This window comes from Ignavibacteria bacterium, assembly GCA_016707005.1.
Classification (GTDB): Bacteria; Bacteroidota; Ignavibacteria; order Kapaibacteriales; family Kapaibacteriaceae; genus UBA10438.
The window spans coordinates 1,354,493-1,380,283 of record JADJIQ010000005.1; the positions used below are offsets into that span (position 1 = coordinate 1,354,493).

The following is a 25,791-nucleotide window of genomic DNA, read 5'->3' on the forward strand; positions in this document are numbered from 1 at the left end:
TTAGCGAAATCGTGGGGTGTGGATGTAAGGGATCAGCTAAGCGTTGCGCGGACGCGGGCTATCATCTCCAAACGGGCTGTGGCCTCGGCCGAGATCGCACGGTCTGAGTGTGTTGCACGACCTCGCCACTTCCGGTATTCCAACGCTAAGAGGTCTCGAAGTTCGTCAGGCGAAAGACCATCGGGTAAACCAAGCATTTCTATGTCAGACAATTCTTGCATCGTTGTCAAGCGCAAGTGTCGGTCATTGAGCTCGGAGATGAGCGATACTGGAAGATCTAGGAGGCGCGCAATAAGGTCAAGGGTTGATAGCTTGTCTCGCCGAAGGGATGACGATGAACTTGCGGACTGTAGGCAAGAGAGATAGGCTGACTCAGCCAGTCCTTGGATGTCTAGTGCATGGATTTCAGCAACACAGGACGCAATAGCCGACATAGTTTCTTGACTCCCATCTGAGTTGAAGAGATCCGTCAACGTTGCCGCCAAGCTTTCGCCTTTAACGAACAAGTCCTGCAACTCCAGATAACCAGGTCTATCCTCGATGAAGAAGAACGTGTTTACCGCGTGGCTGTATATATGACCATCGGCACGGTCTGAGAATTCAACGTTGATTTCGAACCTACGGCCTCCGCTATACGGCGCATGCAGGCCAAGAAGAGCTATCGAGCACAAGTTCAAACGATGGAACTGGTAGGTCCCGTTCGGGACGTCAAAAGGAAAGAACCAGAAGAACATGCCGTCGGAGTCTGTGGTTCCTTCCATTAATGATCGTACAGGCAGTCGAACATCTGGTTCGGTAACGTCGAAGATCCGCACTCTTGCGACCGAAAAGAACGAATTTTCAGGTAGCGAAATTGATCCGAAAAGACCAACATGAAGTACAGGTAGCATTTCGCCATCTGGACCCGGCTCTTCGGTTCTTTCTAGCGTGAGTTGGGGTGCTGCTTGGGCAATCGAAACAATCTGTAGCCAGTATATAAAGCGAACGATCCAGATTGCAGTCATTGCAAAAGCCAAGATCCAGATAAACGTCATGGTAGAACTTTCGACGTGTTCAACCAGGTCAATCGATACGATAGTATGGCATGGCGACAAGCATTGATTATTCGTATGCAACGAAAAGCCTCTTTGCGTGCTGCTGTTCGTTGGAGAATGGAGCTTGTGCGGCGTTCATCCTCGAATGGATCATTCGTTGGGCTCCAGTAGGCCAAACGGGATTCAAGAACGCTATATTCTGCCACCCACTCTTTGAGATTGTACGACTCGGTGTGAATTGCAACAAACACTGAGTCGTATGTCGGTTCTAGTTCCAAGAATCGGGTCTCAAAAAACGATAGTTCGCTCTCGGAGTGATTTCTCTTACGAGCTTCATTTTGCATCGATGCAAAAGATTCCGGAAGCATGCCAACGTAGGTATCAACTCGCTCGGTAAAGCCCTCGTACAGTCTGGCAACAGAGTCCTCAAGCGATTCGAATTCTCTTGCCGAATTCAACCATTTAGTAGATCTGTCCAGCACGATGCCGAAAGTCTTCCGATCCAAATCAATGAGTGCGGCTAGTGTCTGCGACGGCTCGGTTGGCTCCAATTCAGATTCTCTTGCTGCAAACAGATTCGCATATTCCTCTCTCATCTCGCCGGAATTCTCGAACATACCATAGGTTCTTCTAGGCTCGTGGTATGACCACTCGTTGCCACCAAAACCCTGAGCAACTCGATCGACTTGTGCTGTGCTCGCCTTTGTAATATCTGTCTGCCACGTCATAGTTATGAATGCAACAATGCCGAATACGATAGACAGAGGGGAAAATCTGATTAGACGAGTTAATGAGAAGGCGTTGTGAGTAAGGCCCTGGTAAACCTCATTTGCGACGAAACTCAATGTTATCGCTGCTAGCAATGCATCCGAGGGTGATACCGGATCGGCGACAATTGCTAAAGCAATGGTAACTGCAGTTGCTGCAATGCCAGACAAGTGTCGACTCTTCATTGCTTTCTACTCTGATCTATAGTGAATCGGAAGGCTTCTTCAGCAACTCGAAAACGCTCTTGGATCGCCGTGCCAACGCTAGCGAGCCGTTGCACAGATTCGGTATACTTGAGATCTACTGCTGTGCGACCATGCGTAGTCGCAAAATCTATTGCTTTGCGTGCTAGATCAGCGCCAACGAGCTGTATGAGAGCTGTTTCGTCCTCTGGCTGAACGAAACTATCCGCCATTACGAGCGAGAGTCCAGCCCATGTAAGAGCCTTCAGATAGACGTCCTCTTCGATCGCCGTTAGTGCTCCGTCTCCAATCTTTTGCATGCGTTCGTCAATCTCGGAGTCAATAACTGCAATCGGCGCACCACTAGCCCCCTGGCCCGAAAGAACTGCGTACCTATCGGCATGGGCAAAACGAAGTAGTGCCCATAAACGTAGCGGAAGAGACGGATGAGTGAGGTCGAGCTCCCACTCGCGACTGATCTCGGCAGGGTCTCTGTCCATCTGAGCAACAAAGGTGCCGATGTCTATCCCAAGATGTTCACTTGGCAGACCGCTAGCAGTCTTAATCATAACGCTTGCAGTGAGATGAATGCTGCGACATGCAAGCAAGCCAATACGATCAGCACTTATTTCTGCTGCACGCTGGAATGAACGAGCTTGCAATCGCTCAAACTCAGATGAGGCAGCATTTGCAAACAGTGCACCGTGGCGCATCCCGAGGTGCCCAAGTTCGTGACCTATGACAAATTCAATCTCGGTTGCTGACAGCAATTGCACTAGACCGGAGTGAAGTACAACAATCGGTCGATCCCCCGATGCCCATGCGGGAGCAAAGGCATTGGGCGTGGGTTCAGCCACAACGTACACTTCGGCTGCCTCTTGTAACAATAACCGCTCGGCCACACGCTCACATGCTCGATGGATAAGGGGAACGGTTCTGCTTGTAACCTGCAGTGCCGTCGATCGAATTTGTGCAACTTGATCGATGACCGAAGTGGAAGCTGACGTAGAACGGGCATGCGCGCGTGGGCGATCTCCGGAGTATCGTACGGCTACACACAATTCAGCAAACGATTGTACGAGTGGCATCATTCAGGATGTTGGGAGCGAATCGAGATTGAAACACTGAATACGGCCAGTTAAAACATCCTTAAACTCACAACTCATTCGTCCATTCGCATCGTAGCTGTACGTAATCAAGATCTCGCATCCGCGAGGTCTGCCGGCTGGCAACTTCATAAAGCCCTCCGTTATTACATTCACAAACTCTGGGTCAAGATCTTCACCTTGCGTGATCGTACAGTGAATGACCTGTTGGTCATCATGGATAGTGAAGAATGTATCCGAATGAGTGCAGGGTATTGGAGTGTTCTTTGGTATGATCAGCGAGTTGCGGAGTGTTTCTCGGCCGTGTGCATGGCCCATCGTAATCGTGCCATAGCTGTGATTGGTCACGTCTGTCAGTGACACCTTCGAGAGTGCCATTTTAGCTTCTTCCGTTACCGGCATCATAACTCCGCGTTCCTGGAGGATGATGCCTGCTTGCACGGCAGCTCCTAGTGCAACAGCTTCATCCGGATTGATGTGTCGCAGGGGCTCTTGACCGAACTTGGTCCTTAAGAGGTCGTGTACTGCCGGAACTCGAGTGGAACCACCGACGAGAACCACGGCGGTGATATCACGAGCCCGAAGAGACGCGTGGTCCAGAGCATCGTCGATCAGCATTTCCGTTCGTATCAATAATGGTCGTATCCTCTCATTAAAGGTTGCGCGATCAACTGAGGTCGTTGAAAAGAGATCGCCACTTCGTAGCGTAATGTTTTGAACGATAGACATCTGGGTGAGCTTGCGTTTCACTCGCTCTGCTTCCAACATCACCGCATTGTCTACAGAGCTGTTCCCAGAATGAATCAGGGGCATGCCGTGCTGTTCGATGAAGCTCTCGTTGAACATCTCTGCTAAAACTTTGTCAAAGTCGACGCCTCCGAGCTGATGGTCGCCTTCGGAAGAGATAACCGTCATTGAATCTGGTGAATCAGCACGAATGACAGACACATCGAACGTGCCCCCTCCCAGATCGTATACGAGAACGTTGCCGTTGATCTTCCCAGAAGTGTTATATGCAAGAGCAGCTGCCGTGGGTTCGTTGATGATGCGCAACACGTCTAGGCTTGCAGCAGAAGCTGCATCCATGGTTGCCTTACGTCGGAACTCATCAAAGTAGGCGGGAACGGTTACCACGGCACTCATGATCGGACCGAGGACTTGCTCCGCATCTCGTCGAACGCGATCGAGAATCATGCCGCTAATGTCTACTGCTGAGTAGGCTCGACCGTCGATCACTACGTTCCAGTCAGCTTGCCCGATATTGCGCTTTACCCATCGCACTGTTCGATCTGGTGCATCGGTTGAGGCGTCAACGGCCTGGTTCCCAACAACCACCGACCCATTCTCGAGAAACGTTACGGCTGAAGCGGTGATTCGATCGCCATCAGCATTCGCAACTATCTCGGGCCTGCCGGCAGGATTAATTGTGGCTACGGCTGAGAACGTGGTGCCTAGATCAATACCAATTGCGAGATGACTCATTGTGCGTTGCTGGTGCGAAATGTTGGCGAATGCAGCCAAGATAACAAGTAGCTTGCCGACAGATCATGCCTTCTCTTCTTTAGACTGCCGCCCAATAAACCATGGCTACGCCATGAGCCTTTCAACCAATGGCTACGCCATGGGCCACTGACTTTCATGATACAGATCCCAAGCCCCGAAGGGGCGTAATTACCCTAGCCCACGACGAAGTCGTGGGGGCTAGCGTTTCGTGGGGGCTTCGGCGTATACCGCAAGATCCCATAGGCCACAACGCCCCCTAACATTCCTCCGGCGATAATGTCGCTGAGGTAGTGAGCGTTGAGCATCACACGGCCGAGAGCGATGGCAATTCCTACGATCCAGAAGAGCCAGCGGAGTCGAGGGTAGACGGTGGAGCCGGAGATGGCAATGGCGAGTCCGGTTGTTGCGTGACCGCTCGGAAAGCTGTTCCAAATGTAGTCCATCTGGAATCCGAAGAGGTTCCAGTCGGTGATGCCGCGTTCGATGAGAAGGGGCGGACGGGGCCTGCACGCAATGACCTTGATGATGTTCGCCGCAATGCCGGAGATGGCAACACTGGCAAACAGTGCGAGGTGTTTGTGCGCAAGGGAACGCATGGACCGCCATGCGATGATGGTCATCACAACACAGTAGCCAAGGATCCAGTGAGATCTGCCGATCTCTTCGAGGATGAGTCCAACGGACTTCATGCTGCTCGTCTGATGGGCGTTGATCCACTGTGCAACGGGAACATCCAGCCACAACATTGAGATCACCATTGCAACAGCGCTGATGCCGAACGCGATGGTCTTCCGTGTCATTTCTTCGTTGTTGGCTTTGGAACGGCAGGAAGATCCAGAGCTTTAACCGCTGCATTCAACTCTACGATCAACGAAGACTCAATGCCGTTGAGTTGATCCAATTGAGATGTAGCATCGGAAGACAAACGATCGAACAAATCGTAGGTCTGCTGTGTTGGACGTCGGTCAGCACTTGCGGCCACGCTGGAGAGCGAGGCGATCTTGTTGTTGAGTTTTACGGGATAGTTCAAGAGATCTTGGAAGGCCTTTGCCTTCGTTTGAACGAGCGCGTTCTCAATGGTCGTGAGCGAGTCGGTGATCTTCTTGGCAAGTGTTGAAGCGTTCTTCGTAATAGTGGTGTCGAGGTCCTTCCAACGAGCCGACGTGGCGTTGACGCTCGAACGAACTTCTCTCAATCGCTTGATCGACTTGTGAACGTCAGTGAGTTTGGCGTTGATCTTCTGATGAAGATCGAACTGTGCCTGCAGGTCTTCAGTTGGTGTTGTGAGGCGCGGATCCATCCTGATCTCGAAGTTCACGCTCTGTGTATCAGCACCAAGACTGAATTGAGCGATGTATTGACCAGGCATTGCGAGTGGACCTTCAGTGCCGCCACCCCAAAGCATAGCGCCTTCAAGGTCTTCTGCAGCGGGCCAGCGCATGTCCCAAACGAATCTGTTGAGCCCCTTCCGGAGTGTAAGAGCATCGCCTGACGGACGATGCAAGGAGTCGAGATAGAAGTTGTTCTCCTGCTTGAAAGGTTCACCCTTCACATCCTTGATGCTCGAGAACGTGATGATGCTGTCGCCCTTCGCCGTGCGAATGGTGAGCCGCATCTCTTTCGACGTCGTGTCACGCAATACATACTGCAACAACACGCCATTCGGGGCGTTCTGTCCAACGCTCATCGTTGGGCTAGACCAAGAGCCCCCTGACACACGATAGGTGTGACGGGGCGTGAGGGCGGTGAGCTGACGTTTCGCATTGGCATCGAACTGATGAAGGGGCGTGAGATCATCCAAGATCCAGAATGATCGTCCATGCGTACAAACAACGAGATCCTTCTCCGTTGGATGGATGACAAGATCGTGCACGGGTGTTGTAGGGAGATTGAGTCGGAAAAGACTCCACGTACTCCCGGCATCGAACGAGATATAGATGCCTCGCTCAGTACCGGCATACAGAAGCCCCTTGCGGAACGGATCTTCTCTCACAACACGAACAAACGCACCCTTGGGAATTCCCTTGGTAATGAGCGACCACGATGAGCCGTTGTTTGTTGTCTTGTAGATGTAGGGGGCATCATCACCGTGTTTGTAGCGGTTGACTGCAGCATAGGCCGTTGCGCCATCGAATGGTGATGGCTCGATGATGCTTACGAGCGATTCCTGCATGCCGCTTGGAGTAACGTTGGTCCATGATGAGCCGTTGTTGGTGCTCACATGAATGAGGCCGCAATCACTGCCGGACCATAGTGTTCCGCTCGCTACGGGAGACTCGGCAAAGGTGAAGATGGTGTTGTAGACTTCAACACCGGTGTTGTCCTTGGTGATCGGTCCGCCGGAAGCTATCTGCTTTGTTGTGTCATTGCGCGTGAGATCGCCGCTGATCTTGGTCCAACTCATGCCTTCGTTGGTGCTGCGCCATACATGCTGTGATGTGGTGTACATCACTGTTGGGTTGTTCGGAGAGAAGACGATGGGGAAGGTCCACTGGAAACGTTCGCCGCGGTCCTTAGCCCCTTCTCCGATCGGGTTGTTGGGATAGACCGAGATGTCCTGCTCCTGATTGAGCTTCATGGACTTGCGTCCGAGATACCCCGAATAGTTTCCACCGAACGTGATGTCGGGATCTGTAGGATGGGGGATCACGTACCCGCTCTCGAAACCGGCGACGGGATACCAATCGCTTCTGTCGATGGACCAGCCACCGATGATCCGGCTTGGGATGGAGCACGTGGTGTTGTCTTGCTGTGCACCGTAGAGTCGGTACGGGAAGTGCCGGTCCACGCTCACATGGTAGAACTGCGCCGTTGCTACGTCGTCCTCCGTCCAATGTCGTCCGCCATCTTCACTCACAACGGCTCCGCCATCATCGCCGATGATCATGCGTTTCGGATCCGTTGGATCGATCCACAGATCGTGATGGTCGCCGTGATTGGAGCCCATTCCGGAGAACGTACGACCGCCGTCGATGCTCTTATGCCAGCCGACATTCAGAACGTAAACAACGTTAGCATCTTTCGGATCGGCATAGACGTGGTTGAAGTACCACGGACGTTGACGAAGATCTGCCGATGTACTCGTGCGACTCCACGAGCTTCCTCCATCAACACTCTTGAAGAGTCCGCCATTCTCACCCTCGATCATCGCCCACACAAGATTGCGTTGTGCGCGAGACACATCAACGTTGATCTTCCCAAGCAATCCCTTTGGCATTCCCGGATTGGCTGTGATCTCCTTCCACGTCTCTCCGCCGTCCGTACTCTTGAAGAGTCCGGACCCTTTGCCTCCGCTGCTCATGCTGTAGGCATTGCGGTAGGCCTGCCAGAGCGATGCATAGACGATGCGCGGATTGTTCGGATCCATCTTCAGCGTCATTCCGCCCGTGCTGTCATTGCGGAACAACACCTTGCGCCAGTTCTTTCCGCCGTCGGTACTCTTGAAGATCCCACGTTCGGCATTGGCCGTGAAGACATTCCCCATGGAGGAGACAAGCACCACATCTGCATCGTCGGGGTGGACGATGATGTCGGCGATCATCTGCGCATCCTTGAGCCCGATGTGTTGCCAGGTGTTGCCACCGTCCGTTGTGCGATACATGCCATCGCCCGGGGAGATGTTGCCGCGGATATCTGTTTCGCCCATGCCAACGTAGACCACATTTGGGTCGGAGGGGGCGATGGTGATAGCACCAACACTCGAAGACGTGAAGGTTGTGTCGCTCACCGCACGCCATGTCTCGCCGCCATCCTCTGTCTTCCAAACGCCGCCGCCCGTTGCCCCGAAGTAATACGTGGAGCGCAGATCCCGATGTCCGGCAACCGCTAACGACCGACCCGCTCTGAACGGTCCGATGTTTCGGAACTGCATCGCACGAAAGGCGATATCGAGTTCTGCTGTTGTTGGCGTTGACTGAGCAACAAGGTTTGTTGCAAGAAGAATGAAGGCGAGACAGACGGCGGCTGGTTTCATCGCATCAGGGTGATGGCGGATGTGCCATCGCTGACCACATACACGCCGGTTGGAAGAGAAGACACGTCGATCGTACACGAACCCGAATCTACGGTCTGCACGGCAGTTCTTCTACCTTCAAGTGTGCTCACGGTGATCGTTGCCGATACATCGAACGGCAGCGTTAGCCGCGCCCCGGGAGCATAGATGGCGCGTGGTGTTGAGACGGCGAAAGGGGCTCCTTCTGCAACCGATACCGCTTGGTCGAGGTCATACACGGCTACGTTGCGTTCTACTGCATAGCCCCCTGCAACAAAAGCGCGGGTGACCCAGAGATCTCGACCGTTGATGACGATACCTTCGGGCTTGGCGTCGAGCAGCACAGCGCCAACACGTTGGCCCGTTGCAATGTCGAAGACCCGTACATCCCCAGCAAAGGTGGAAACGTAGAGGCGACCGTTGTTGATGGTTGCTTCACGCGGACCGTCGAATCCTGAAGTACCGGTGAAAATGGTGTCCACGGCACTGTTCGTGAGGAGATCCACAACCACTACCCAATGCGATCCGTTCACCGTGATATAGGCACTGTCTCCACTCACAGCAAAATGGTTGGGCGTGTCTCCTACAACCAAGGATGTGCGTGCCGAGCCAAGCTGTGTTTGTTTCCAGATATCGAAGAGTCCGGTGGGTTGACCAAAGTTGCCCTCGCTCAACACTAACAGGCACTGCGTGTTTGTTGATGTCACATACCGCATGGACTGCTGCGGATTGGGTCCGGCTTGATACTGTACGCTATCACCTGACTCCAACGTGACCTGCACAACCGTCCCCGGGTCTGTGAACGACGGACGTTGGCTAACGTAGATGGCAGAACCGCCAAGAGTTGTGGAGACGGATGAAACAGGGCCGGAGTACACTGTACCCTTCGACTCCTGAGTGCTCAATGCGAACTTCTCTACGGAGTTCCCAACAGCGATGTAGAGCGCGTCTGCAGACTCCGATATTCCAACGCGTGAAGCCGCAACAAGGGCCCATGGGAACGTGTGCAAGCGAACCGTTTGCAATGTTGATGGGTCGATCTGCACCCATGCAGCAGGGGAATCTCCTTGGTCCGACACATCGTTGAAGTTGACGTCATTCCGCGTGCACAATACGTGCATCAGCCCCTTGGCCTTGAAGACATTGACCGGTCCGGCCGGTGTTTGAGCGATACGTTGCGCCGAGAGAGAGAACGTGGCCGTTAGGCACACAACAACGAACGAGAGAAGACCACGCATAGCGTGCTCCTTTGATGATGGCCGCCATGATGCGTGGCGGAGGGGTTCGCTGACCCCATGTAGATGATCGATGTGGCAGGTCTTCCGGCTTCGGCGTCATCCTTCCCATTCACCTTCCCATTGAACGTCATCAACGTTTCAACAGTGGCTGCCCTCAGGGGGCTAGAACGGGTCGTCAACCGTTACGGCGGCGCAACCGCGCACGATTCACACGTGCTTCCCTCACAGCACCGTCAACAAGACGGTGACCACATCGGGAGGGCAAAGTTAATGTGCTAATGTGCTAATGTGCTAATCTGCTAATGTGCTAATCTGCTAATGTGCTAATCTGCTAATGTGCTAATGGGTGGTTGGACGGCTCGTATCTTGCGGAATGCAAACTCGCGCTATGCTTTATGTCGTTTGTTGGCTCTCCGTAGTGAGTGCCGGCATCGCAGCCACCTTATTCAGTGTCTATCTGCCCCTTATCGCCGCTGAACTGTCAGGGGGCTCTGCAACACCCGCCCAGATCGGTCAGACCGGTTCCTTTGCCGGCAGCGCCTTTCTTGTTGGTTGGGCTATTGGTGCATTTGCCCTTGGTGTTGCAGGCGACCGTATCGGCCGGAAGATGGCTCTCTTTGCAAGTGTTCTCATGTGTTCGCTTGGGATCGTTGGTACAGCATTCGCCCCAACCCTTCCCATCCTCGTTGCCATCAGATTCCTGACCGGCGCAGGAGCGGGCGGCATTCTTCTCATGGCCACGGTGATGATCTCCGAAGCATGGTCCACCGGAAACCGAGCGCGAATGGTGGGCATCATGATGAATGCCTTTCCCGTTGGACTCATTCTCTCCGGCCTGGTCGCACAGAATATTGCCGATTGGAGAACCGCCTATCTCATCGGGGGAGGCACCATTGTCTTAGCTGCAGCCGTGCTCATTGTCACAAAAGAATCAAGCCTTTGGCAACGCAGCGGGAAACACTCCTTACATCAACTCATTGAGCCTGCCCACCGCAACGATCTCATTGTTGGTGTGATGTTGTTCGGCACAATGCTCATTGGACTCTGGGCCGTCTTCGTATGGATGCCAACCTGGGTTCACAAGATGAGCGCACCAGAGATGGCACAGCAGAATCGCGGCATCGTCAACATTATGTTAGGGGGCGGATGTCTCGTAGGCGGACTTGTGGCCGGACCACTCTCCAATGGCTTTGGCAGGCGTACCGCCGCCGCTATCGGATATGCAGGGTGCATCATTCTCACCGCTGCTACCTTCCTTACCGGACTCACGCCCGGCGCGATGTTGTTCTCCATGGCCTTCCTTCTCGCCCTCTGCATCGGCGTCAACCAGGGCGTCCTCGGCACCTACCTCGCCGAGCTCTTCCCAACAGGTATCAGAGCTGCCGCCGTTGGCATCAGCATGAATGCCGGACGTCTCCTCACAGCCATTGCTGTGATCTTCATGGGAGTGCTTGTTGAACACCTCGGTGGATACAACAACGCCATCTTCGTATTCAGCGGCGCCTACGTAGTGGGGCTGATCACGGTGTGGTTTGCGAGAGAAACCAGGGATCATGAAATGTTATGACGTTATGACAATTATGACGCTATGACAATTATGACGCTATGACGAATATGACGTTATGACAGCAGACGGGTCGGTGACATGGATCGTCGTGATCCCTAGAGACTCAGCAGAAGTGCAGTTGGCTATGGAGTCATCGATCAATAATGTATGGGATGCCGGTATCCCCTCTAACTCGCAGATAGCGAGAAACGACTGTGGGTCTGGTTTTCTGAGTCCGAGTGTGTACGAGAGATAGACCTTGTCAACAAGAGAAAAAACCGGTTGGCAGCGATCCCTTGCATCGAGGTAATGCAACTCTGAGATATTTGAAAAGATCACGAGCCGATCTCCAGGACGGGATGCAAAACGCATTCTGATACTGCGCACTACATCAGATGCGAACGGGAAGAGACCTTTATCCAGAATCGCGCACCATGCACGGTCGATCTCTTCGTCTGAACATACATACCCGTACATAGATCGCAACTTCTCTCTGAACTCGCTGGTTGTAAGAGCGCCGCGATCATAGTCTACGAACACGTCAGATTGCGTCTCCACTCCAAACCTCACATCGAGACCGTTGTACCCGGGCAGTTCTAGTAATGCGCGCTTCGTTCGTTCAAAATCAATATTGAACAATACGCCGCCGAGGTCGAGGATGATGAGGTTCGGTGAAGAGGACATGTGACGGATATGACGATTATGACGGTTATGACGGTTATGACGTTATGACAGTTATGACAGTTATGACGTTATGACGGTTATGACGATGAGGAGTTGAGTTTGCGGCGCATCGTTAAGATAGCAGCGCGCAAGAAGTTCCTGACAGCCATTGCATCATTAAACAACTGTCTGCCCAGATCCTCGTTGACCAGCGTCGGTTCCGAATTGAGTAGGCCTAGCCAAAAGAAGAACTCACCAAGCTCTTTCTCGGCGATCTTGAGTTTGTGTAAAAAATCCCTGTTCGACTCAGAGAACTTTGCCTCACGTACGTTCGCTCCAATCGATGTGCCGGCCCGACAGAATTGATCGACAAGCTTCTTATCTACCCATGAGCACTCGCTGATCTTATGAGATATGGCACGGACTGACCTCGCCAGAGATGCAGATCTGTTCTGAAGTTCTCCACTCGTCTTGTCCAAGTAGTATGGGTCGAACTCGCTCATACCACTCAGTGTATTCTCGTCATACAAACGTGACGCCGTCATACCGACATATTTGTCATAACGTCATAAAGTCATAGCGTCATAATCGTCATAACGTCATTAGTATCTAAAATACACCCACCGATTATCCTCGATAATGGCGTTGGTGCGGAGCCCCTTTACAAATGATTGCCAGTGGGCTTCGATCTGTTCTGCTTCAATGGTTTCCTTGCGCATCTCGAGCCACATGGGGTATTCGTCGTCGTTGGCTTTGATGACGCCGGTGATGTTCACGATGTACCAACCGGATTCGGCGAGGAAGGGGCCGAAGAGATCGGGTGTTGGTTTAGCGAGGATCTCCTTGGCGGCTGTTGGATCGTAGAGTACCTCTCCGATCATGCCGTCTGAGTGAACGTTGAGTCCGCGTGCTACTTGTGCTTCTTTTGGTGTTTCACTGATGAACATCAGTCCGTCGTCGAGGCGGGAGGTGAGCCCCTTTACAGTGTTTGCGAGTTGACGACGTTCTTCGCAGCCACGCTCGCGGTTGAGTGCTTCTGCGATGCGAGGGGCGGCGGCTTCGAAGGGCATGGGGCCGGCGGGAATGCTATCTACAACAACGGCGAGGACAGCACCGCGCTCGGGTGTGTCAATGGGGTCGCAAGCAACGGAGACGGGTGTTTTGAAGGCAACATCAACGAGTCTGTGTGAGCCGTAGATCTTTTCTTCTTCTGTGAACCAGGGTGATGATTCGGGGACGCGACCGAATCGACCGGCAATGGCGGAGAGCTCCATACCGCGTTCGTACATCTCTGCGGCTTCGTCTACCTGACGCAGAATGCTGTCTATGGTCTGACGAGATGGTTCGATCTCGGAGATGATCACACGTATGCTGATCTCGCCGGCGATCTTTGCACTCTTTGCGTGAACGGTATCAACAAGCAGGACGTGGATGCCTGTGCTGTGCTTGATCGGGCCAACGGCCGTGCCTGGCTTCTTCCCCTTAACGGCAGCATAGAACATGCGGTGCGATGCGCTGTCGGGAGAGAGTCTTGTTGCTCCGCTCGATGTGGTTGTTGCAACACTTGCCCAGATCGAATCTCGCTGACGTTTTGATGTTGCCTTGTTGAGAAGACCAACAAAGTCATTCACATTGCCGAGGAAGAGTGATGAGTCGATCGGTGCCGCAGCCATCGGCCAGGAGATGAACGCAAGTCTTCGCATGGGAAGGGGCGACGTGAAAGCAGTTGGATGAGCCTTGTGATAGGCCTTGAGATCGGCAAGATTTGGTGACGGAAGATCCTTCACACAGGGGATGAGGATCACGTCCACCGTGGCAGAGGTAGCCACATCGCGATACCGCTGACGAAGTCCCGTGGTATCGAATCGGTGATCCTTCGCTACGATCGCTCGTAGCCGCTTCTCCATCTCCATCAGACCAACACGTTCCCGCAACTGTGCGATCGATGCGTTAAGCTGCGCACGTTCATTCGCACGTTGATCTGTGGACATGCCAGGCGTGTTGATACGGATCAAGGAGTCCGGTGCGTAGAGCATGGCTGTGAGGAGCCCCTTATCGAACCGACCCTTTTCATCAACGATACCTCGGCGGATGAAGTCCGGAGTGGCTTCGAGGAGGATGCTGTCCACCTCGCGAAGCTCCAGTTGCAAACCTCTTCTGGCAGCTTCTTGGAGCAGGATCCGGCGTCGGATCACATCATTCCAAGCCTGTTCCATGATGTCCGACGGGTCAACCTCGCCACGCTGAGTTGCCATCTCTGTCAGACGTCCAACCTCACGCGAATATTCATCGAGCCACACCGTATCGGCATTGATCGTGCCGGCGAAAAGTCGCTGCTGCTGAGAAGGTTGTGAAGGGGCGAGTACTTGTGCCGAGGCCGTTGAGCCAAACAATGCACCGAGAAAGAAGAGGATCAGAACCATAACGCAAAGATACCACCGTAGATTTGCAGCTATGAACTCGTTCCAGATCGTCAAGGCCAAGAAGCTCCTAGGAGAGCTGTTGGCAGAACAACCAGAACATCGGCTGCATACCGATCGGGCACTTTCACTCCTCAATGAGGCCGGATTCCAGGTCTCGCCGGATGTTCTTCGGGTACTTGTCCTCGGGAGCTCGACGCAGAATCTCGCCTTCAACGAAGCGGAACAGAGATCGTAGCGATCTGGGACACCGAATGATCAAACTTTCTATTCTCGATCAATCGCCTGTGATCGCCGGACGCACTGCTGCCGATGCGATCTCGGAAACCATGGATCTCGTGCAGAAGGCCGATGAATGGGGCTATTCGAGATATTGGTTCGCGGAGCATCATGGATCCGCATCATTCGCAAGTGCCTCACCCGAGATCATGATGTCGTACGCAGCGGCCCGAACAACACGCATCAGGCTTGGCAGTGGTGGGATCTTATTGGGTCATGCAGAGCCCCTTAGAATGGCCGAATCACTCCGTACACTGCATGCCCTAGCGCCCGGACGTATCGATGCAGGCTTCGGCAGGGCACCGGGCGGTGACCAGCGTGTGATGAAGGCTCTGGGAGAACGTCCACTCGATGCCTATCAACGTTTAGATGAGACGCTAACTCTCTTACGGGACGTGCGGGTGGCATCCAATCATGGCGATGTGGTTGCCGTTCCGGACGGTGTAGAAGCGCCCGAGATCTGGGTGCTCGGAACAAGTCCGGCCAGTGCAGTAGAGGCAGGGACACGGGGGCTTGCCTATGCGTTTGGTTCGTTCATCGACCCAACACATTGCAACGAAGCGCTTGCAGCATATCATGCCACGTTCATACCGAGTGTGTGGAATGCTGCGCCCCGTACACTTGTGGCAACGGTAGCATTTGTGGGCGATACGGACAATGATGCGGCACGAATGGCGCAATGCAGTGAGCAGTGGTTTGTAGAGTCGTTCCTGCGATCGAAAAACGTCCGGTTTCCCCTCATCGAAGAAGGGGCTTCCTTCCCCCTCGACCCAATGGAACGTATGGTACGAGACATGCGCAGGGCAAGCGTACTTATCGGAAGTACAGAAAACGTAGCAGAACGTTTGCACGAGATGGAACGTCGGTATGCCACATCCGAGTTCGCACTTGTGACCATCACCGACGATCATGGCATGCGGTGCGCATCGTATGAACGTTTAGCATCAATTCTTCAATGACATCGCGAGTTGTTATGTCCCGACGATCAGTTTTTCTTTGTTGTCTTACCCTCGTACTCACCTCTGGTACTCGAGTCTTGGCAGAGGAGATCGATCTTGGTATTGACTTCCAAATGAACGCCATTGCACAGATCGAGCGTGCCTTTGACGGAACGATATGGGGCCTCACATCTACAACGCAAGAGACCATGCCGACCGTTGCCGGGGTGTATGCGTTTGTCAGTAGCAACGGTGTGAAGTGGGACAGTACATGTGTGACGCCTAACTGGTGGCGATGGGGTGTGGACATTGCACCGATCTCTGCGAAGGAGGCATGGGTGATCATGCAGCGAGAGGATACCACAGAGCTGTATCGAACCGTGAATGGCGGTAAGAAATGGTCAATGGTTTTGCCTGAGCAGGTTCGATTGAAGAATCCCCATTTCATCCATTTTTTCACACCGTCGATTGGGATTATTATCGGTCAGGAGGGGCGCACTATTGAGCGCAAGTGGGTAGTAAGTAGGACAACTGACGGTGGTTCCACATGGACTACTTCAACGCCGATGTTAGCCGAGCCCGCAACAGAAGAACCCACGGAGCGCAACGATCGATCTGTGTGCGTAGCGGGTGGTGAGGTCCACATCGGCATGTCGAGTGGCCGCGTCATGAACACACAAGACTCCGGCAAAACATGGAGATTCATGCGCGTACCGCTTGGGGGGTCTATCAGTAGCATCGCTCGTATTACAGGTCGGCGGCTCCTCGTTGTTCATACGGCGAGCACCGGGCAGATGCGTGGAGCTACAACAAACGATCAGGGGGATACCTGGAATACGCTTGTTCTCTTACCGACAGATGTACCGCCACTCCATGGACTACGTTCATGTGCCGACGGATCCATTGTGACCATTCCGAACGAGTATACCAAGACGCCCCTTACCAAGATCACCGGTGACCTTTCATCGGCTAGGATCCTTAGTGCATTGGCCGGGTACAGCGTATTAGAGCAACAGGACAAGACCTTCCTTGTTGGCGCTGAGATCGTACCGGGTCAGGGCGTAAGGGTCGTAAAACGTTATTGAAGAGTTATGACGTTATGACAATCATGACAATTATGACGTCATAACGTCATAACGTCATAGCGTCATATAGTTGCTACCACATCACCGACACATCATACAGTTGGAAATGCGGATCGGCGGTGATGATCGGTATGTTGAGGCTGATCGCTTGAGCGATGAGCATTCTATCGAATGGGTCTTTGTGGAGCCACGGGAGTTTTGTGACTGCCTCAACATCCCGCGTAGTTATTGGTGCGAGAGTCACACCCATCAGTGCATTGATGCGTGCTACATACGCATCGACTCTCTCCTCATTGGCAATGATGAGTTTGCCGGTCGAGACCTTGATCCCGATCTCCCAAATAGATGCGAGACTCAGTTGAAGAGACGTTCTCGAATCATTGATCAACTCTTGCGCTAATGGCGACAATCTTGATGGGCTGTTGCTTGCCCAGAGCCAAACATGTGAGTCGAGGAGGTAGGTACTCATTGGTATTCATCGAAGTCGTCAAGGGGCGCATCAAAATCTTCAGCCATGTAGAGGATGGAACCCATGGCGCAACCGAGGCGTCGGAGTTTTGGTTGTTCCACATAGTGGACCAGCTTCGCTACAGGTTCTCCATTGCGAGCGATCACCACTTCTTCTCCGCGTTCCACAGCGGCTAATAGGGCAGAGAGCTGAGTCTTTGCCTCATGCACATTGACCATGATCATAGCAGCTTCCATAGATTAGCTAAGAGTATGGACTAATGTAAGGAATGGTGACGAATTCCGTAAGTTTGTCGTTCTTGGTCCCGTAGTTCAGCTGGATAGAACGTCAGCCTCCGAAGCTGAAAGTCAGCAGTTCGAATCTGCTCGGGACTACTGGAACACATCACTGAGTTTCGCAAAAATCAGTGTAAAACGATTGGTAATAAAGCCTTACGCCATTTTTGGCGTGGGGCTTTTGCCGTTTGTTGCAACTACCTGCAGCTATGTGCAACACCAATCTGCCCCGAGTTTGCTGCCCCGAGTTTTGATAGTGAACTTTTTGAATGACACATCTAGAAGATGGAAAGAACAAATCTCCTTCTTCAAACTCAAGGTGTCAAGATGAAACGGAACAACAAGAACCACCACCTACGCGAATGGGCATTCAAGGTCTCGATCGCGATGAAAAAGCACAGCGCAACGTCAACCAAAGGCTATCTGAACGCGACCATAACGCATCGAGGGAAGCGCATTCGATTTGGTATCGAAGGGTCCGGCCAGCTCCCGGTGGCAAGTTGGAATTCTGTGAACTCCCGTGTTGTGGGCGCTTCGAAACAGGCGGATGTTGTGAGGACGAGCCTTGAAACCCTTGCATCGCTTTTGCAGCAGGCGAATTCTAACGTAATGAATAGCTATGAGCGAGCCAGTATTTGCGGTCCCGATCAACTCAGCTCATTCATTGAGTCATATGACCCTTTGGCTGCTCTGCAGGGCATTCGCGACGCCTATAAGCAGCAGACCCAGATCGTGAACAAGGAAGAATCACTTACGGCCCTAGTCGATAGGTTTATCGCGGAGTATCCGCTAACCCGTGAATCTCAGGGCGTTAGACTCGAGCCTGGAACGCTGAAGAATTATAAGTCGATGCGAAATCACGTCGAGCAATTTGAAAACCACTGGGGGAAAATAAAGCTGGTTGATCTTCACAGGGATACCAAGAGTGCTCATCAATTCGCATCTCGCTGGCACGACTGGTTGGAGTCAAGCAGGGGACTTAGCCCATCCACAGTTGGGAGGCTCAACAAGGAGTTAAACACCGTGTTCCACTGGGTTGAACGCTACCCGGCATCTAATGCCCAGAAGTTCTTAACTCTTAAAGCATCTGCGGCAGCGCGGCAGAAAGACTCTGACGCGGTCCTGACGAACGACGAAATCGACGCAATTTGGAATCTGGAGTTGAATGGACAATCTAAGCTCGAAGCCGTCCGGTTGGTGATGGTGCTAGCGGCAGAAGTGGGGACACGATATTCGGACCTAGGCTCCATCTCCACAGATCCCTGCGTGGTTGCAATGAACTACCAGCTGATCAGCAAAGAAAAACCGGAAAGGACCAGATTATCGTCCATAGCGAACGAGTCAGGTCAATATTGAAACACTTTAATAGCGGTTGGCCAGTGTTCGTGTCGAACCTCAATTACAATTCAAAATTTAACAAGGACATCAAGGCTGTTGTGCAAGCTTGCCGGCTAGATCGCATGGTTCATCACAAGGGACGTATGCAGCCGCTCTGCGATGTCATGAGCTCGCATTGTTTGAGGAAATCATCGATCACCAACAAATTTCTCGCCGGCTTAGGAGGATGAGGTGATTCGAAGAACATCAGGTCACGCTGACATCCGCAGCCTAAGTGTCTATGATAAGCGTTCTCACTCCCAAATCGCTGATACAGTAATCAATGCACAGTCAAATCGGCTGAATGTTCACCGATAAAAAGTAATTCTGTGAACATCTGATCTCTAAACGCTATAGAAGGTGAATTCATTCATCATCTATTGAGTCGGAACTTTAAGGGTGCATGCATGTGTGCAAATCCAGGTGTTATTGAAGAGATATCTCAGCTATCGCATCAGGGTCGTTGGCAATACCGGCAAATACATAACGTTAGAGAGGGCACGATAATCGCGTAAAAGTCTCAATGCGGGGGGGTGCGTCGCGGCGGGTCCTGACGTCTGTTTTCTGCGGTTGGGTCCGCGGTCGCCTCGCGCGGTAGCCTGGGCGTTCCGCGTCGGGAGTCAATAGCCGAGGCGTCGACCGCTCCCGGCTGCCACAGAGCGAGCCGTAGAGGAATTGCGGGCAACGCCCGGTCGAATTTCTCACGCAACGAAGGCTGACGATCGACCTGAGCAGCCACAAAGTCTGGAGAAGCGTGGTCAGCACGAGACGTCCATAGAGGATCTCTCGGGGGGGGTTGCAGGGGGCCGTTTTAACCGTCCACTCACTGTTGTTGAGGAGTCCAAGTAGAGGATGTTTAGGCCATGAGAAGGTAAAGAAGGTGTAAGGCCGTATGCATGCCGCTATGGCATCTAAATGCGTGCGTGGGCTCTCCACACAACTGCCATCGGGCTTGGTAGTTGCTACAGCACCTGGGAAGGATCTCAGCAAAAGGAAGGAAACCTTGGCAGCATAATGCCAGGCAGCATATGCGGTTATGCTGCCTGGCAATGGGGTGGAATCCTAAGATACAAGGAGGCAGCTTGGGCATCCGCCGACTAAAGCCACTTTACACTATGCCCAAATCAGCGGGAAGAAAGTAAACCAGGCAATTGATAAGATTGATTACCGAGGTATGATTCTATTAGTAGATGATAGCGTTGAATCTTTAGATGTGCGTCAACTATGTTTTTCACATAGCAAATTCCGACAATGTGGGCTTCGGCTGCTAGGTATGCTTCATCATAATAATCATAATCATCATAATCATCCTCAAAATAGGTGATAGTATCATCATGAATGTATATAAGATCGTCATCGGTCTGTATCGTCTCAACTACTTCTATTGTTTCATTGTTTGGGGTTGACAAAGTAATAATCAGGTCCAAACCTTCCGTTCGGAAATCTAGAACTGTGTATCCAGGATCTAATACTCGATATACAATTTCATCATCGATAATTCCAGCCTGTAGCTCGGAAATCATATCGTGCATAAACAAAGATTCCACTATGTCATAATATCCTTGTCGAAATGCAGCAACCATTGGTGAAGTGTCGTAAGTGTCATCCAGGGGTTGGTCGCATCCATTTGCCAATATGAAATCAACAGCATCTGAATGACCGTTATATGCAGCTAGATATAGTGGGGTTGCCATGCTGGTCATCTGCACACTGAGATCTGCGCCTTTTGATACCAAATATTGAAGTACATCAGTATGCCCTCTCCAAGCAGCAGAATGCACCGCATTGCAATTTGATCCCCCTCGTTGGTTCACAGCAGCCCATTAGATACAAGGGACCCACAAGCTCAAGGTTGCCAACTGATGCTGCTGCTATCAAAGGCGTAATTGAGCCCTCATGCAGATGATTTATCTCAGCCCCCATCCATAGAATCGATTCGATGTAAGACGTTCTTGATGCTCCTGATATCTCTTTTACGAGTATATCCCCAAGTTCATAAGGATTCAACATCTCCAATTCATCGATGGTTAGTATAGTCATACATCCTCCAAGATTTATATATAGGCTTATAGGCCTTTACAATGATTAATAAACAAATGTATGGATTAATTTTGAAAGTAGCAAGAAATATTTGGATAATACCTCTTTTATTACTATTGCGCGTTTTGCACCTGTGATTTTCTAGCTGCTGAGTAATATCTAGTGTAGACTGTTTGGATTATTGTTAGCATAGTTAAGCATCTCAGGATGATCAGGTAGATCAGGATTCCAGGGGGGGCTTTGTACATAGGGGACTCCCAAGATGCCTAGGAATTCCAAGCTCCATATGCCTCCTTGTGTTCCCAAGTAGATACCATTGGTTAACGGCTGTCATAAAATCCATCATATCGTTGATCTATAACGATAGTGTTCATTCTTTAGTCCTCGTTCGATGGTATGATTGTGGCGGATTTCTATTGAACGATGAGGTGTCCGCGCAGTGGGCGTGTCTTGTATTCGATCCAATAGTAATAAAACATATTAAAATCGAAAGATTGAACGAACATGTGAACTTCCTATGAGGCCTTGCCTACAGACCTAGTAACCACTGTTTACTAACGTCCTAGGAATGTGCCATGATGAATATTCGCTCAATTGGGTTCGACACTCTAACATTTGTTCTAGCAACAAAACCAGATTTTATGAGGGGTCACGCTGAAGATGATCGATTCATGTCAAAACTCGAGGCAGGATCACTATTTGATCGTGTCTCCTCAAAGGAGGATGGTTCGCGTAGGAGGCCTGCCTACGGCCAAACGGTCATATCTACAAAATATAAGGGCCTCTTCGTGACATCTAATCCTCAGATGACTTCAGTTAACTGCTCAGTGCCCGGACTAATGACCGGTAATAACATCAATGGATTCCCGATCGAACGAATGCATGAGTTCACTGCGGAAGTCTCGAATCGATTGGGTGTTGATGCTTCAAAAGGAAGAGTGACGAGGCTAGATCTCTGTGTAAATGTAGATTCCAGCTTACTACTGACTGACTTCATTGATCGCTACAATTCAAACGACAAGAGATACAATGAGATACTCTTCGATCGGAGTACGAAGTATGTGAAGTGTAAATCCAAAGAAAATGCTTTGTATTCGCAGATCCATCGTTACAAGAATGGTTCTGACGCACACAGTATCGTGCGCGAGTACCTAGATGCAAATCACGGTCTCACTGACATGATTAGATGGGAGCTCAAGCTTCGCAAGCCAGCATTTAGGAGAGACCGTACCACCCTTGCCGACTTAGACAATTGTACTCAAAACGACTGGCTTGTCAACCAATACACCGATTTGGTAAGCGTTGTAGGAATTAATGATCTGCAAAGACCTGCCGCATTATCTGGCTTCAGAATTGACGCTTTTGATGGGCTTAGACAATTCAAATTGTGGTGCGTGCAACTGGGTATAAAGGCGTATGGCCAAGAGCGACTTCTGAATCTATTGTATGCAAACAGGCAAGTGATGGATCGTAAGGTGTTCCACGGCATCAAGGAGCTTCTGGAGCGCACGTCGGTGTCAGATGTCGCCGGGGCCATTGAATCGCCTGCAGCCTTGCTGAAGGAGATAGTGGCCAACGGCATAGATGAATGCTTTAGATAAGACAGGCGCTAACCAGGGCTTCCAGGTAATCCTGGAGGTTCGCTCACGCTGGCCATTTCAATCCGCACGCAATGGACCACTGGAGATTCCGCCTTATGTTACCACCCGAGTCCTCATAGGTGTGACTACATGCTTAAGTACTACATCGCAGTAGCAAATGCAATCTGGCATAATGATTAAAGGATCGCATTTTATATAGTGCGGTGGCTAGTTTCGTGCGGAATGAGGCGGTCAATGTCAGCGGATTCTCCACTAAGAGCATTTTTATAGGCTACCACCTAACCAACCTCCACACTTAATACACACCCAAAAAGCAGTTGATACTATGCATAGAACCCTATTCGCTATGCTTTTTCCCCTCATCACAGTTACCATATGCTATGGGCAAACGGCAGTGGAGTGGGCTGATAGAGGGGACACAAAAAGGGTAAACTCGGATTACAGAGGGGCGATAGCCGATTGCAGCAAGGCTATTGAACTTGACCCGACGCTCGCAGCAGCATACTATACAAGAGGGGATGCCAAAAGGATGCTACAGGATTACAGAGGAGCGATGGGCGATTTAAACAAGGCTATTGAACTTGACCCGACGTTCGCAATGGCATACTTTACTAGAGGGGACGCTAAAAGAGTGCTCGAGGATTACAGAGGAGCGATATCCGATTGCAACAAGGCTATTGAACTTGACCCGACGTTCGCAATGGCATACTTTACAAGAGGGGACGCCAAAAGAATGATTGAGGATGACAGAGGAGCGGTAGCTGATTGCAACAAGGCTATTGAACTTGACCCGACATTCGCATCGGCATATTGTACTAGAGGTTTAAGTAAGATATCTATGGGACAAAAGCATGGCGGGTGTTTAGACCTCTCCAAGGCTGGAGAGTTGGGGTATGAACGGGCTTATGATGCAATTAAGGAGTTCTGTAAATAGACGCGGTACCGAAGAATTTAAAGGCCAACCCCCATTCACATTACACACAACCGAAGGCAGTTGATACTATGCTTAAAACCATACTTGCTTTGCTTATTCCCCTCGTCACCGTTTTCATATGCTATGGGCAAACGGCAGATGAGTGGGTAAATAGAGGATGGGCCAAATACAAACTCAACGATTACAAAGGAGCGATAGCAGATTACAACGAGGCTATTAAACTTGACCCGGCGCACGCAATGGCATACTCTCATAGAGGGAGAGCCAAATATAAGCTCGATGATCACAGAGGCGCGATAGCCGATTGCAGCAAGGCTATTAAACTTGACCCGCTGGACGCATGGGCATACTCTAACAGGGCGAGAGCCAAATATATGCTCAAGGATTACACAGGGGCGATAGCCGATTGCAATAAGGCTATTGAACTTAACCCAGCGCATGCATCGGCTTACTCTACTAGAGGACTAGCTAGAATACAATTGGGGCAAAGGGACAGCGGGTGTCTAGACCTCTCCAAGGCAGGAGAGTTGGGACTAGAAGGGGCATATGATGCCATTCAGCAACACTGTAACTAGATGCAGAACCGAAGAAGAATCAGATGCCTACGAGCAAGCACATCTATTCTGAGATTGTGGGACGAGTTAGGTTAGCGCTCCAGACAACATCGGAGCCTCCGGTGACACAGCGAGAGAAGATGTTGCGCGCTGTCGAAGCATAGAGAGCAAGCGGGATGGGTAAGTAGAGGTATGCCACAAAGGCAGGCAATAGCAAGAGTCCGTTTCAATATTGGACACGTCGTAACGCGGAATCTCCAGCTGAACAGAAAGAAGTCGCAGTGAATGCAGTCATAGAAGTGTTCCTGAGACCAGCCGAAGAATGCACTTATTGGAATCACTCATGCCGAGGCACTTGGGCTAGCTAGGGATCACCATGGTACGGTCTGCTAAGTTGCACACGTCTGCCCGTCTCGAGTGTGCTTCTAGTGCATGATTTAGGCCCCTAAAGGCCGTGAGTGTTTGGCTCCCAAGTTCATACCGAACAAAGAGGACTGGCCAAGAACAGACCCAACACTTAGGGATGGGGTCAACAGCGATATATTGTGTGCTCTAAGGAGAGCTCATAGTGGAGATTCTTGTGTCTAACGACGAACATCTGTGGTCTGCCGAGCCGCACTATTCCGCCGATATCACAGCTGGCGGGTTGAAGCTTAGGGAGAGTCGAATAATCGCTGGGCTTATGCTTCAGTCGCTTGATCGTGAGTTCTGGAGGGAGAACATCGAGAACAACAATGTCCTTCAGGTTCGTTCTATTGGGACGGCAATACGAGTGGCTCGACTTGTCCGAAAACGACTGGAAACTGTTCAACCGGAGTTGTGGTCCATCATTCGTGATGGAGATAACACTGTGGCGAGCCATGCGGTGTTTGCCGCTGCCGTTAAGCAAAGTCGACTTCTTGCCGACTTCTTGTTTCACGTAGTTCGACATGAATATCGCACGTTCGGTAAACTCCTGGACCACCGCCTGTGGGATGCATACCTGGTTGGGTGTAGAGAGCGTGATCCGCACATGCCGAAGTGGAATGATAATACGTGCATCCGACTACGGTCTTCTGTCTATCAGATGCTGGCACAAGCTGGGTACCTAGAGAATACGAAAAGCCTCAAACTCCAAACGGTGCACCTCGCGCAGCCTGTGTTTAGATACTTTGAGGCAAATCATGAAGATGTACTTCTACAATATCTTCAGGTGTCATCATGACCAAGCTGACACTAGATGAGCGCCTAAATGCTATTCTGCCAAGGTTGATCTCAAAGGAATTTCTCGCTGGCCATGGGCTTGGAAACGAGATCGCTTTCTACATCTTCGACTATCCCCCCGAAGATGAATTGCGAATACGTCGTTACCTAGCGATTCTGATGGAAAATCTTCCAAAGCATTCAAATGGCATCAGGGTCAAACACGTGGACCTCTTCGACTTTGTGCTTAGCTACCTAGAACGGCGAGGATTGCTTGATAAGTCAGTTATCCTGCAAAAAGAGAAGGGTAGCGAAGCACTGAAGAAGGCATTAGCTGGTCCTCTGCATGAATCAAAAATCAGTGCAGAGTTAGCCAAGGTGGTGGAACCAGAACAACTGGATCTTGTGATCGTATCCGGAGTAGGCAAGGCGTGGCCTCTTTTGCGCTCACATACATTGTTGAACAACCTACAGTCTCATATGGGCAATACACCTCTCGTGTTGTTCTATCCAGGGGTCTATGACTCACAGTCTCTAAGGTTATTCGGCAAGATCAAAAGCAACAATTACTACCGAGCTTTTAAGCTGGTACCATAAGTACGGAGT

24 protein-coding genes, 1 tRNA gene and 1 riboswitch are annotated in these 25,791 nt (G+C 51.3%); of the genes, 11 read left to right on the forward strand and 14 right to left on the reverse strand.

All coding sequences use genetic code 11. The features are described from left to right. Positions 1 to 32: 32 nt before the first annotated feature. The 7 genes from IPI29_14180 to IPI29_14210 all read right to left on the reverse strand — a co-directional run bounded on the left by IPI29_14180 (position 33) and on the right by IPI29_14210 (position 9,822). Entirely contained in the window at positions 33 to 1,004 is a 972-nt protein-coding gene (locus IPI29_14180) for a hypothetical protein (protein ID MBK7413694.1), read from the reverse strand. A 26-nt stretch (positions 1,005 to 1,030) separates the two neighbouring features. Next, positions 1,031 to 1,987 (reverse strand): hypothetical protein, encoded by a 957-nt coding sequence (locus IPI29_14185; protein ID MBK7413695.1) that lies wholly within the window; start codon positions 1,985 to 1,987, stop codon positions 1,031 to 1,033. Continuing rightward, on the reverse strand, positions 1,984 to 3,075 hold the full coding sequence (locus IPI29_14190; protein ID MBK7413696.1) for a M48 family metallopeptidase: 1,092 nt from the start codon (positions 3,073 to 3,075) through the stop codon (positions 1,984 to 1,986). The genes IPI29_14185 and IPI29_14190 overlap by 4 nt, the downstream gene beginning before the upstream one ends. Beyond that, a complete protein-coding gene (locus tag IPI29_14195; protein ID MBK7413697.1) occupies positions 3,076 to 4,572 on the reverse strand; it encodes an Hsp70 family protein in 1,497 nt (498 codons plus the stop codon). A gap of 194 nt (positions 4,573 to 4,766) precedes the next feature. Continuing rightward, the gene (locus IPI29_14200) at positions 4,767 to 5,393 is read right to left on the reverse strand and encodes a phosphatase PAP2 family protein (GenBank protein MBK7413698.1); all 627 of its coding nucleotides are present in this window, start codon (positions 5,391 to 5,393) and stop codon (positions 4,767 to 4,769) included. After that, the gene (locus IPI29_14205) at positions 5,390 to 8,566 is read right to left on the reverse strand and encodes a glycosyl hydrolase (protein MBK7413699.1); all 3,177 of its coding nucleotides are present in this window, start codon (positions 8,564 to 8,566) and stop codon (positions 5,390 to 5,392) included. Before IPI29_14205 ends, IPI29_14200 begins: the two co-directional genes overlap by 4 nt. Next, positions 8,563 to 9,822, reverse strand: coding sequence for a hypothetical protein (locus tag IPI29_14210; GenBank protein MBK7413700.1), 1,260 nt, complete (start codon positions 9,820 to 9,822; stop codon positions 8,563 to 8,565). Before IPI29_14210 ends, IPI29_14205 begins: the two co-directional genes overlap by 4 nt. A 56-nt stretch (positions 9,823 to 9,878) precedes the next feature. Beyond that, positions 9,879 to 10,090, reverse strand: a riboswitch (cobalamin riboswitch). A 105-nt stretch (positions 10,091 to 10,195) separates the two neighbouring features. On the opposite strand from IPI29_14210, the gene IPI29_14215 reads away from it, so the two are divergent. After that, positions 10,196 to 11,389, forward strand: coding sequence for an MFS transporter (locus IPI29_14215; protein MBK7413701.1), 1,194 nt, complete (start codon positions 10,196 to 10,198; stop codon positions 11,387 to 11,389). Positions 11,390 to 11,425: 36 nt separating this feature from the next. Here IPI29_14215 and IPI29_14220 read toward each other — a convergent pair whose 3' ends face one another. The 3 genes from IPI29_14220 to IPI29_14230 form a co-directional block, all read right to left on the reverse strand. Then, positions 11,426 to 12,052, reverse strand: a complete 627-nt coding sequence (locus tag IPI29_14220) for an HAD family phosphatase (GenBank protein MBK7413702.1) — start codon at positions 12,050 to 12,052, stop codon at positions 11,426 to 11,428. Between the two features lie 77 nt (positions 12,053 to 12,129). Further along, complete coding sequence (locus tag IPI29_14225; protein MBK7413703.1) at positions 12,130 to 12,534, reverse strand: four helix bundle protein; 405 nt, start codon at positions 12,532 to 12,534, stop codon at positions 12,130 to 12,132. A 99-nt stretch (positions 12,535 to 12,633) separates the two neighbouring features. After that, positions 12,634 to 14,454, reverse strand: coding sequence for a SurA N-terminal domain-containing protein (locus IPI29_14230; protein MBK7413704.1), 1,821 nt, complete (start codon positions 14,452 to 14,454; stop codon positions 12,634 to 12,636). A gap of 31 nt (positions 14,455 to 14,485) precedes the next feature. Here IPI29_14230 and IPI29_14235 point away from each other — a divergent pair, with 31 nt between their 5' ends. From IPI29_14235 to IPI29_14245, 3 genes are read left to right on the forward strand one after another with little or no spacing between them, the layout of a single operon-like run. After that, on the forward strand, positions 14,486 to 14,689 hold the full coding sequence (locus IPI29_14235) for a hypothetical protein (protein ID MBK7413705.1): 204 nt from the start codon (positions 14,486 to 14,488) through the stop codon (positions 14,687 to 14,689). A gap of 16 nt (positions 14,690 to 14,705) precedes the next feature. Continuing rightward, a complete protein-coding gene (locus IPI29_14240; protein ID MBK7413706.1) occupies positions 14,706 to 15,689 on the forward strand; it encodes an MsnO8 family LLM class oxidoreductase in 984 nt (327 codons plus the stop codon). A gap of 14 nt (positions 15,690 to 15,703) precedes the next feature. Next, positions 15,704 to 16,753: a hypothetical protein gene (locus tag IPI29_14245; GenBank protein ID MBK7413707.1), complete on the forward strand. Its 1,050-nt coding sequence runs from the start codon at positions 15,704 to 15,706 to the stop codon at positions 16,751 to 16,753. A 73-nt stretch (positions 16,754 to 16,826) separates the two neighbouring features. Here IPI29_14245 and IPI29_14250 read toward each other — a convergent pair whose 3' ends face one another. Then, positions 16,827 to 17,222 (reverse strand): type II toxin-antitoxin system VapC family toxin, encoded by a 396-nt coding sequence (locus IPI29_14250; GenBank protein MBK7413708.1) that lies wholly within the window; start codon positions 17,220 to 17,222, stop codon positions 16,827 to 16,829. Continuing rightward, on the reverse strand, positions 17,219 to 17,446 hold the full coding sequence (locus IPI29_14255; GenBank protein ID MBK7413709.1) for a type II toxin-antitoxin system Phd/YefM family antitoxin: 228 nt from the start codon (positions 17,444 to 17,446) through the stop codon (positions 17,219 to 17,221). The genes IPI29_14250 and IPI29_14255 overlap by 4 nt, the downstream gene beginning before the upstream one ends. A 76-nt stretch (positions 17,447 to 17,522) precedes the next feature. On the opposite strand from IPI29_14255, the gene IPI29_14260 reads away from it, so the two are divergent. After that, positions 17,523 to 17,596: transfer RNA gene (locus IPI29_14260), tRNA-Arg, on the forward strand. A 228-nt stretch (positions 17,597 to 17,824) separates the two neighbouring features. Then, a complete protein-coding gene (locus IPI29_14265) occupies positions 17,825 to 18,853 on the forward strand; it encodes a phage integrase SAM-like domain-containing protein (protein ID MBK7413710.1) in 1,029 nt (342 codons plus the stop codon). A 1,145-nt stretch (positions 18,854 to 19,998) separates the two neighbouring features. Here the strand turns inward: IPI29_14265 and IPI29_14270 are convergent. Further along, the gene (locus IPI29_14270) at positions 19,999 to 20,655 is read right to left on the reverse strand and encodes an ankyrin repeat domain-containing protein (protein ID MBK7413711.1); all 657 of its coding nucleotides are present in this window, start codon (positions 20,653 to 20,655) and stop codon (positions 19,999 to 20,001) included. After that, positions 20,624 to 20,914, reverse strand: coding sequence for a hypothetical protein (locus tag IPI29_14275; GenBank protein ID MBK7413712.1), 291 nt, complete (start codon positions 20,912 to 20,914; stop codon positions 20,624 to 20,626). The genes IPI29_14270 and IPI29_14275 overlap by 32 nt, the downstream gene beginning before the upstream one ends. A 575-nt stretch (positions 20,915 to 21,489) precedes the next feature. On the opposite strand from IPI29_14275, the gene IPI29_14280 reads away from it, so the two are divergent. The 5 genes from IPI29_14280 to IPI29_14300 all read left to right on the forward strand — a co-directional run bounded on the left by IPI29_14280 (position 21,490) and on the right by IPI29_14300 (position 25,782). Next, positions 21,490 to 22,515 carry a hypothetical protein gene (locus IPI29_14280; protein ID MBK7413713.1) on the forward strand — a complete coding sequence of 342 codons (1,026 nt, stop codon included), beginning with the start codon at positions 21,490 to 21,492 and terminating at the stop codon, positions 22,513 to 22,515. Positions 22,516 to 22,840: 325 nt separating this feature from the next. Next, positions 22,841 to 23,449: a tetratricopeptide repeat protein gene (locus IPI29_14285; GenBank protein ID MBK7413714.1), complete on the forward strand. Its 609-nt coding sequence runs from the start codon at positions 22,841 to 22,843 to the stop codon at positions 23,447 to 23,449. 68 nt (positions 23,450 to 23,517) lie between these two features. Beyond that, entirely contained in the window at positions 23,518 to 24,024 is a 507-nt protein-coding gene (locus IPI29_14290; protein ID MBK7413715.1) for a tetratricopeptide repeat protein, read from the forward strand. A 577-nt stretch (positions 24,025 to 24,601) separates the two neighbouring features. Then, positions 24,602 to 25,207, forward strand: coding sequence for a DUF1819 family protein (locus tag IPI29_14295; protein ID MBK7413716.1), 606 nt, complete (start codon positions 24,602 to 24,604; stop codon positions 25,205 to 25,207). Beyond that, positions 25,204 to 25,782, forward strand: coding sequence for a DUF1788 domain-containing protein (locus IPI29_14300; protein MBK7413717.1), 579 nt, complete (start codon positions 25,204 to 25,206; stop codon positions 25,780 to 25,782). The genes IPI29_14295 and IPI29_14300 overlap by 4 nt, the downstream gene beginning before the upstream one ends. Positions 25,783 to 25,791 lie beyond the last annotated feature (9 nt).

Bases quoted from the DNA above. Each gene is read 5' to 3' on its own strand.
- IPI29_14265 (MBK7413710.1), top strand. From the start codon at position 17,825: ATGAAACGGAACAACAAGAACCACCACCTACGCGAATGGGCATTCAAG.
- IPI29_14245 (MBK7413707.1), top strand. From the start codon at position 15,704: ATGTCCCGACGATCAGTTTTTCTTTGTTGTCTTACCCTCGTACTCACC.
- IPI29_14220 (MBK7413702.1), bottom strand. From the start codon at position 12,052: ATGTCCTCTTCACCGAACCTCATCATCCTCGACCTCGGCGGCGTATTG.
- IPI29_14230 (MBK7413704.1), bottom strand. From the start codon at position 14,454: ATGGTTCTGATCCTCTTCTTTCTCGGTGCATTGTTTGGCTCAACGGCC.
- IPI29_14285 (MBK7413714.1), top strand. From the start codon at position 22,841: ATGCATAGAACCCTATTCGCTATGCTTTTTCCCCTCATCACAGTTACC.
- IPI29_14210 (MBK7413700.1), bottom strand. From the start codon at position 9,822: ATGCGTGGTCTTCTCTCGTTCGTTGTTGTGTGCCTAACGGCCACGTTC.
- IPI29_14215 (MBK7413701.1), top strand. From the start codon at position 10,196: ATGCAAACTCGCGCTATGCTTTATGTCGTTTGTTGGCTCTCCGTAGTG.
- IPI29_14200 (MBK7413698.1), bottom strand. From the start codon at position 5,393: ATGACACGGAAGACCATCGCGTTCGGCATCAGCGCTGTTGCAATGGTG.
- IPI29_14185 (MBK7413695.1), bottom strand. From the start codon at position 1,987: ATGAAGAGTCGACACTTGTCTGGCATTGCAGCAACTGCAGTTACCATT.
- IPI29_14225 (MBK7413703.1), bottom strand. From the start codon at position 12,534: ATGAGCGAGTTCGACCCATACTACTTGGACAAGACGAGTGGAGAACTT.
- IPI29_14205 (MBK7413699.1), bottom strand. From the start codon at position 8,566: ATGAAACCAGCCGCCGTCTGTCTCGCCTTCATTCTTCTTGCAACAAAC.
- IPI29_14240 (MBK7413706.1), top strand. From the start codon at position 14,706: ATGATCAAACTTTCTATTCTCGATCAATCGCCTGTGATCGCCGGACGC.
- IPI29_14255 (MBK7413709.1), bottom strand. From the start codon at position 17,446: ATGATCATGGTCAATGTGCATGAGGCAAAGACTCAGCTCTCTGCCCTA.
- IPI29_14300 (MBK7413717.1), top strand. From the start codon at position 25,204: ATGACCAAGCTGACACTAGATGAGCGCCTAAATGCTATTCTGCCAAGG.
- IPI29_14235 (MBK7413705.1), top strand. From the start codon at position 14,486: ATGAACTCGTTCCAGATCGTCAAGGCCAAGAAGCTCCTAGGAGAGCTG.
- IPI29_14275 (MBK7413712.1), bottom strand. From the start codon at position 20,914: ATGACTATACTAACCATCGATGAATTGGAGATGTTGAATCCTTATGAA.
- IPI29_14290 (MBK7413715.1), top strand. From the start codon at position 23,518: ATGCTTAAAACCATACTTGCTTTGCTTATTCCCCTCGTCACCGTTTTC.
- IPI29_14195 (MBK7413697.1), bottom strand. From the start codon at position 4,572: ATGAGTCATCTCGCAATTGGTATTGATCTAGGCACCACGTTCTCAGCC.
- IPI29_14280 (MBK7413713.1), top strand. From the start codon at position 21,490: ATGATGAATATTCGCTCAATTGGGTTCGACACTCTAACATTTGTTCTA.
- IPI29_14250 (MBK7413708.1), bottom strand. From the start codon at position 17,222: ATGAGTACCTACCTCCTCGACTCACATGTTTGGCTCTGGGCAAGCAAC.
- IPI29_14180 (MBK7413694.1), bottom strand. From the start codon at position 1,004: ATGACTGCAATCTGGATCGTTCGCTTTATATACTGGCTACAGATTGTT.
- IPI29_14190 (MBK7413696.1), bottom strand. From the start codon at position 3,075: ATGATGCCACTCGTACAATCGTTTGCTGAATTGTGTGTAGCCGTACGA.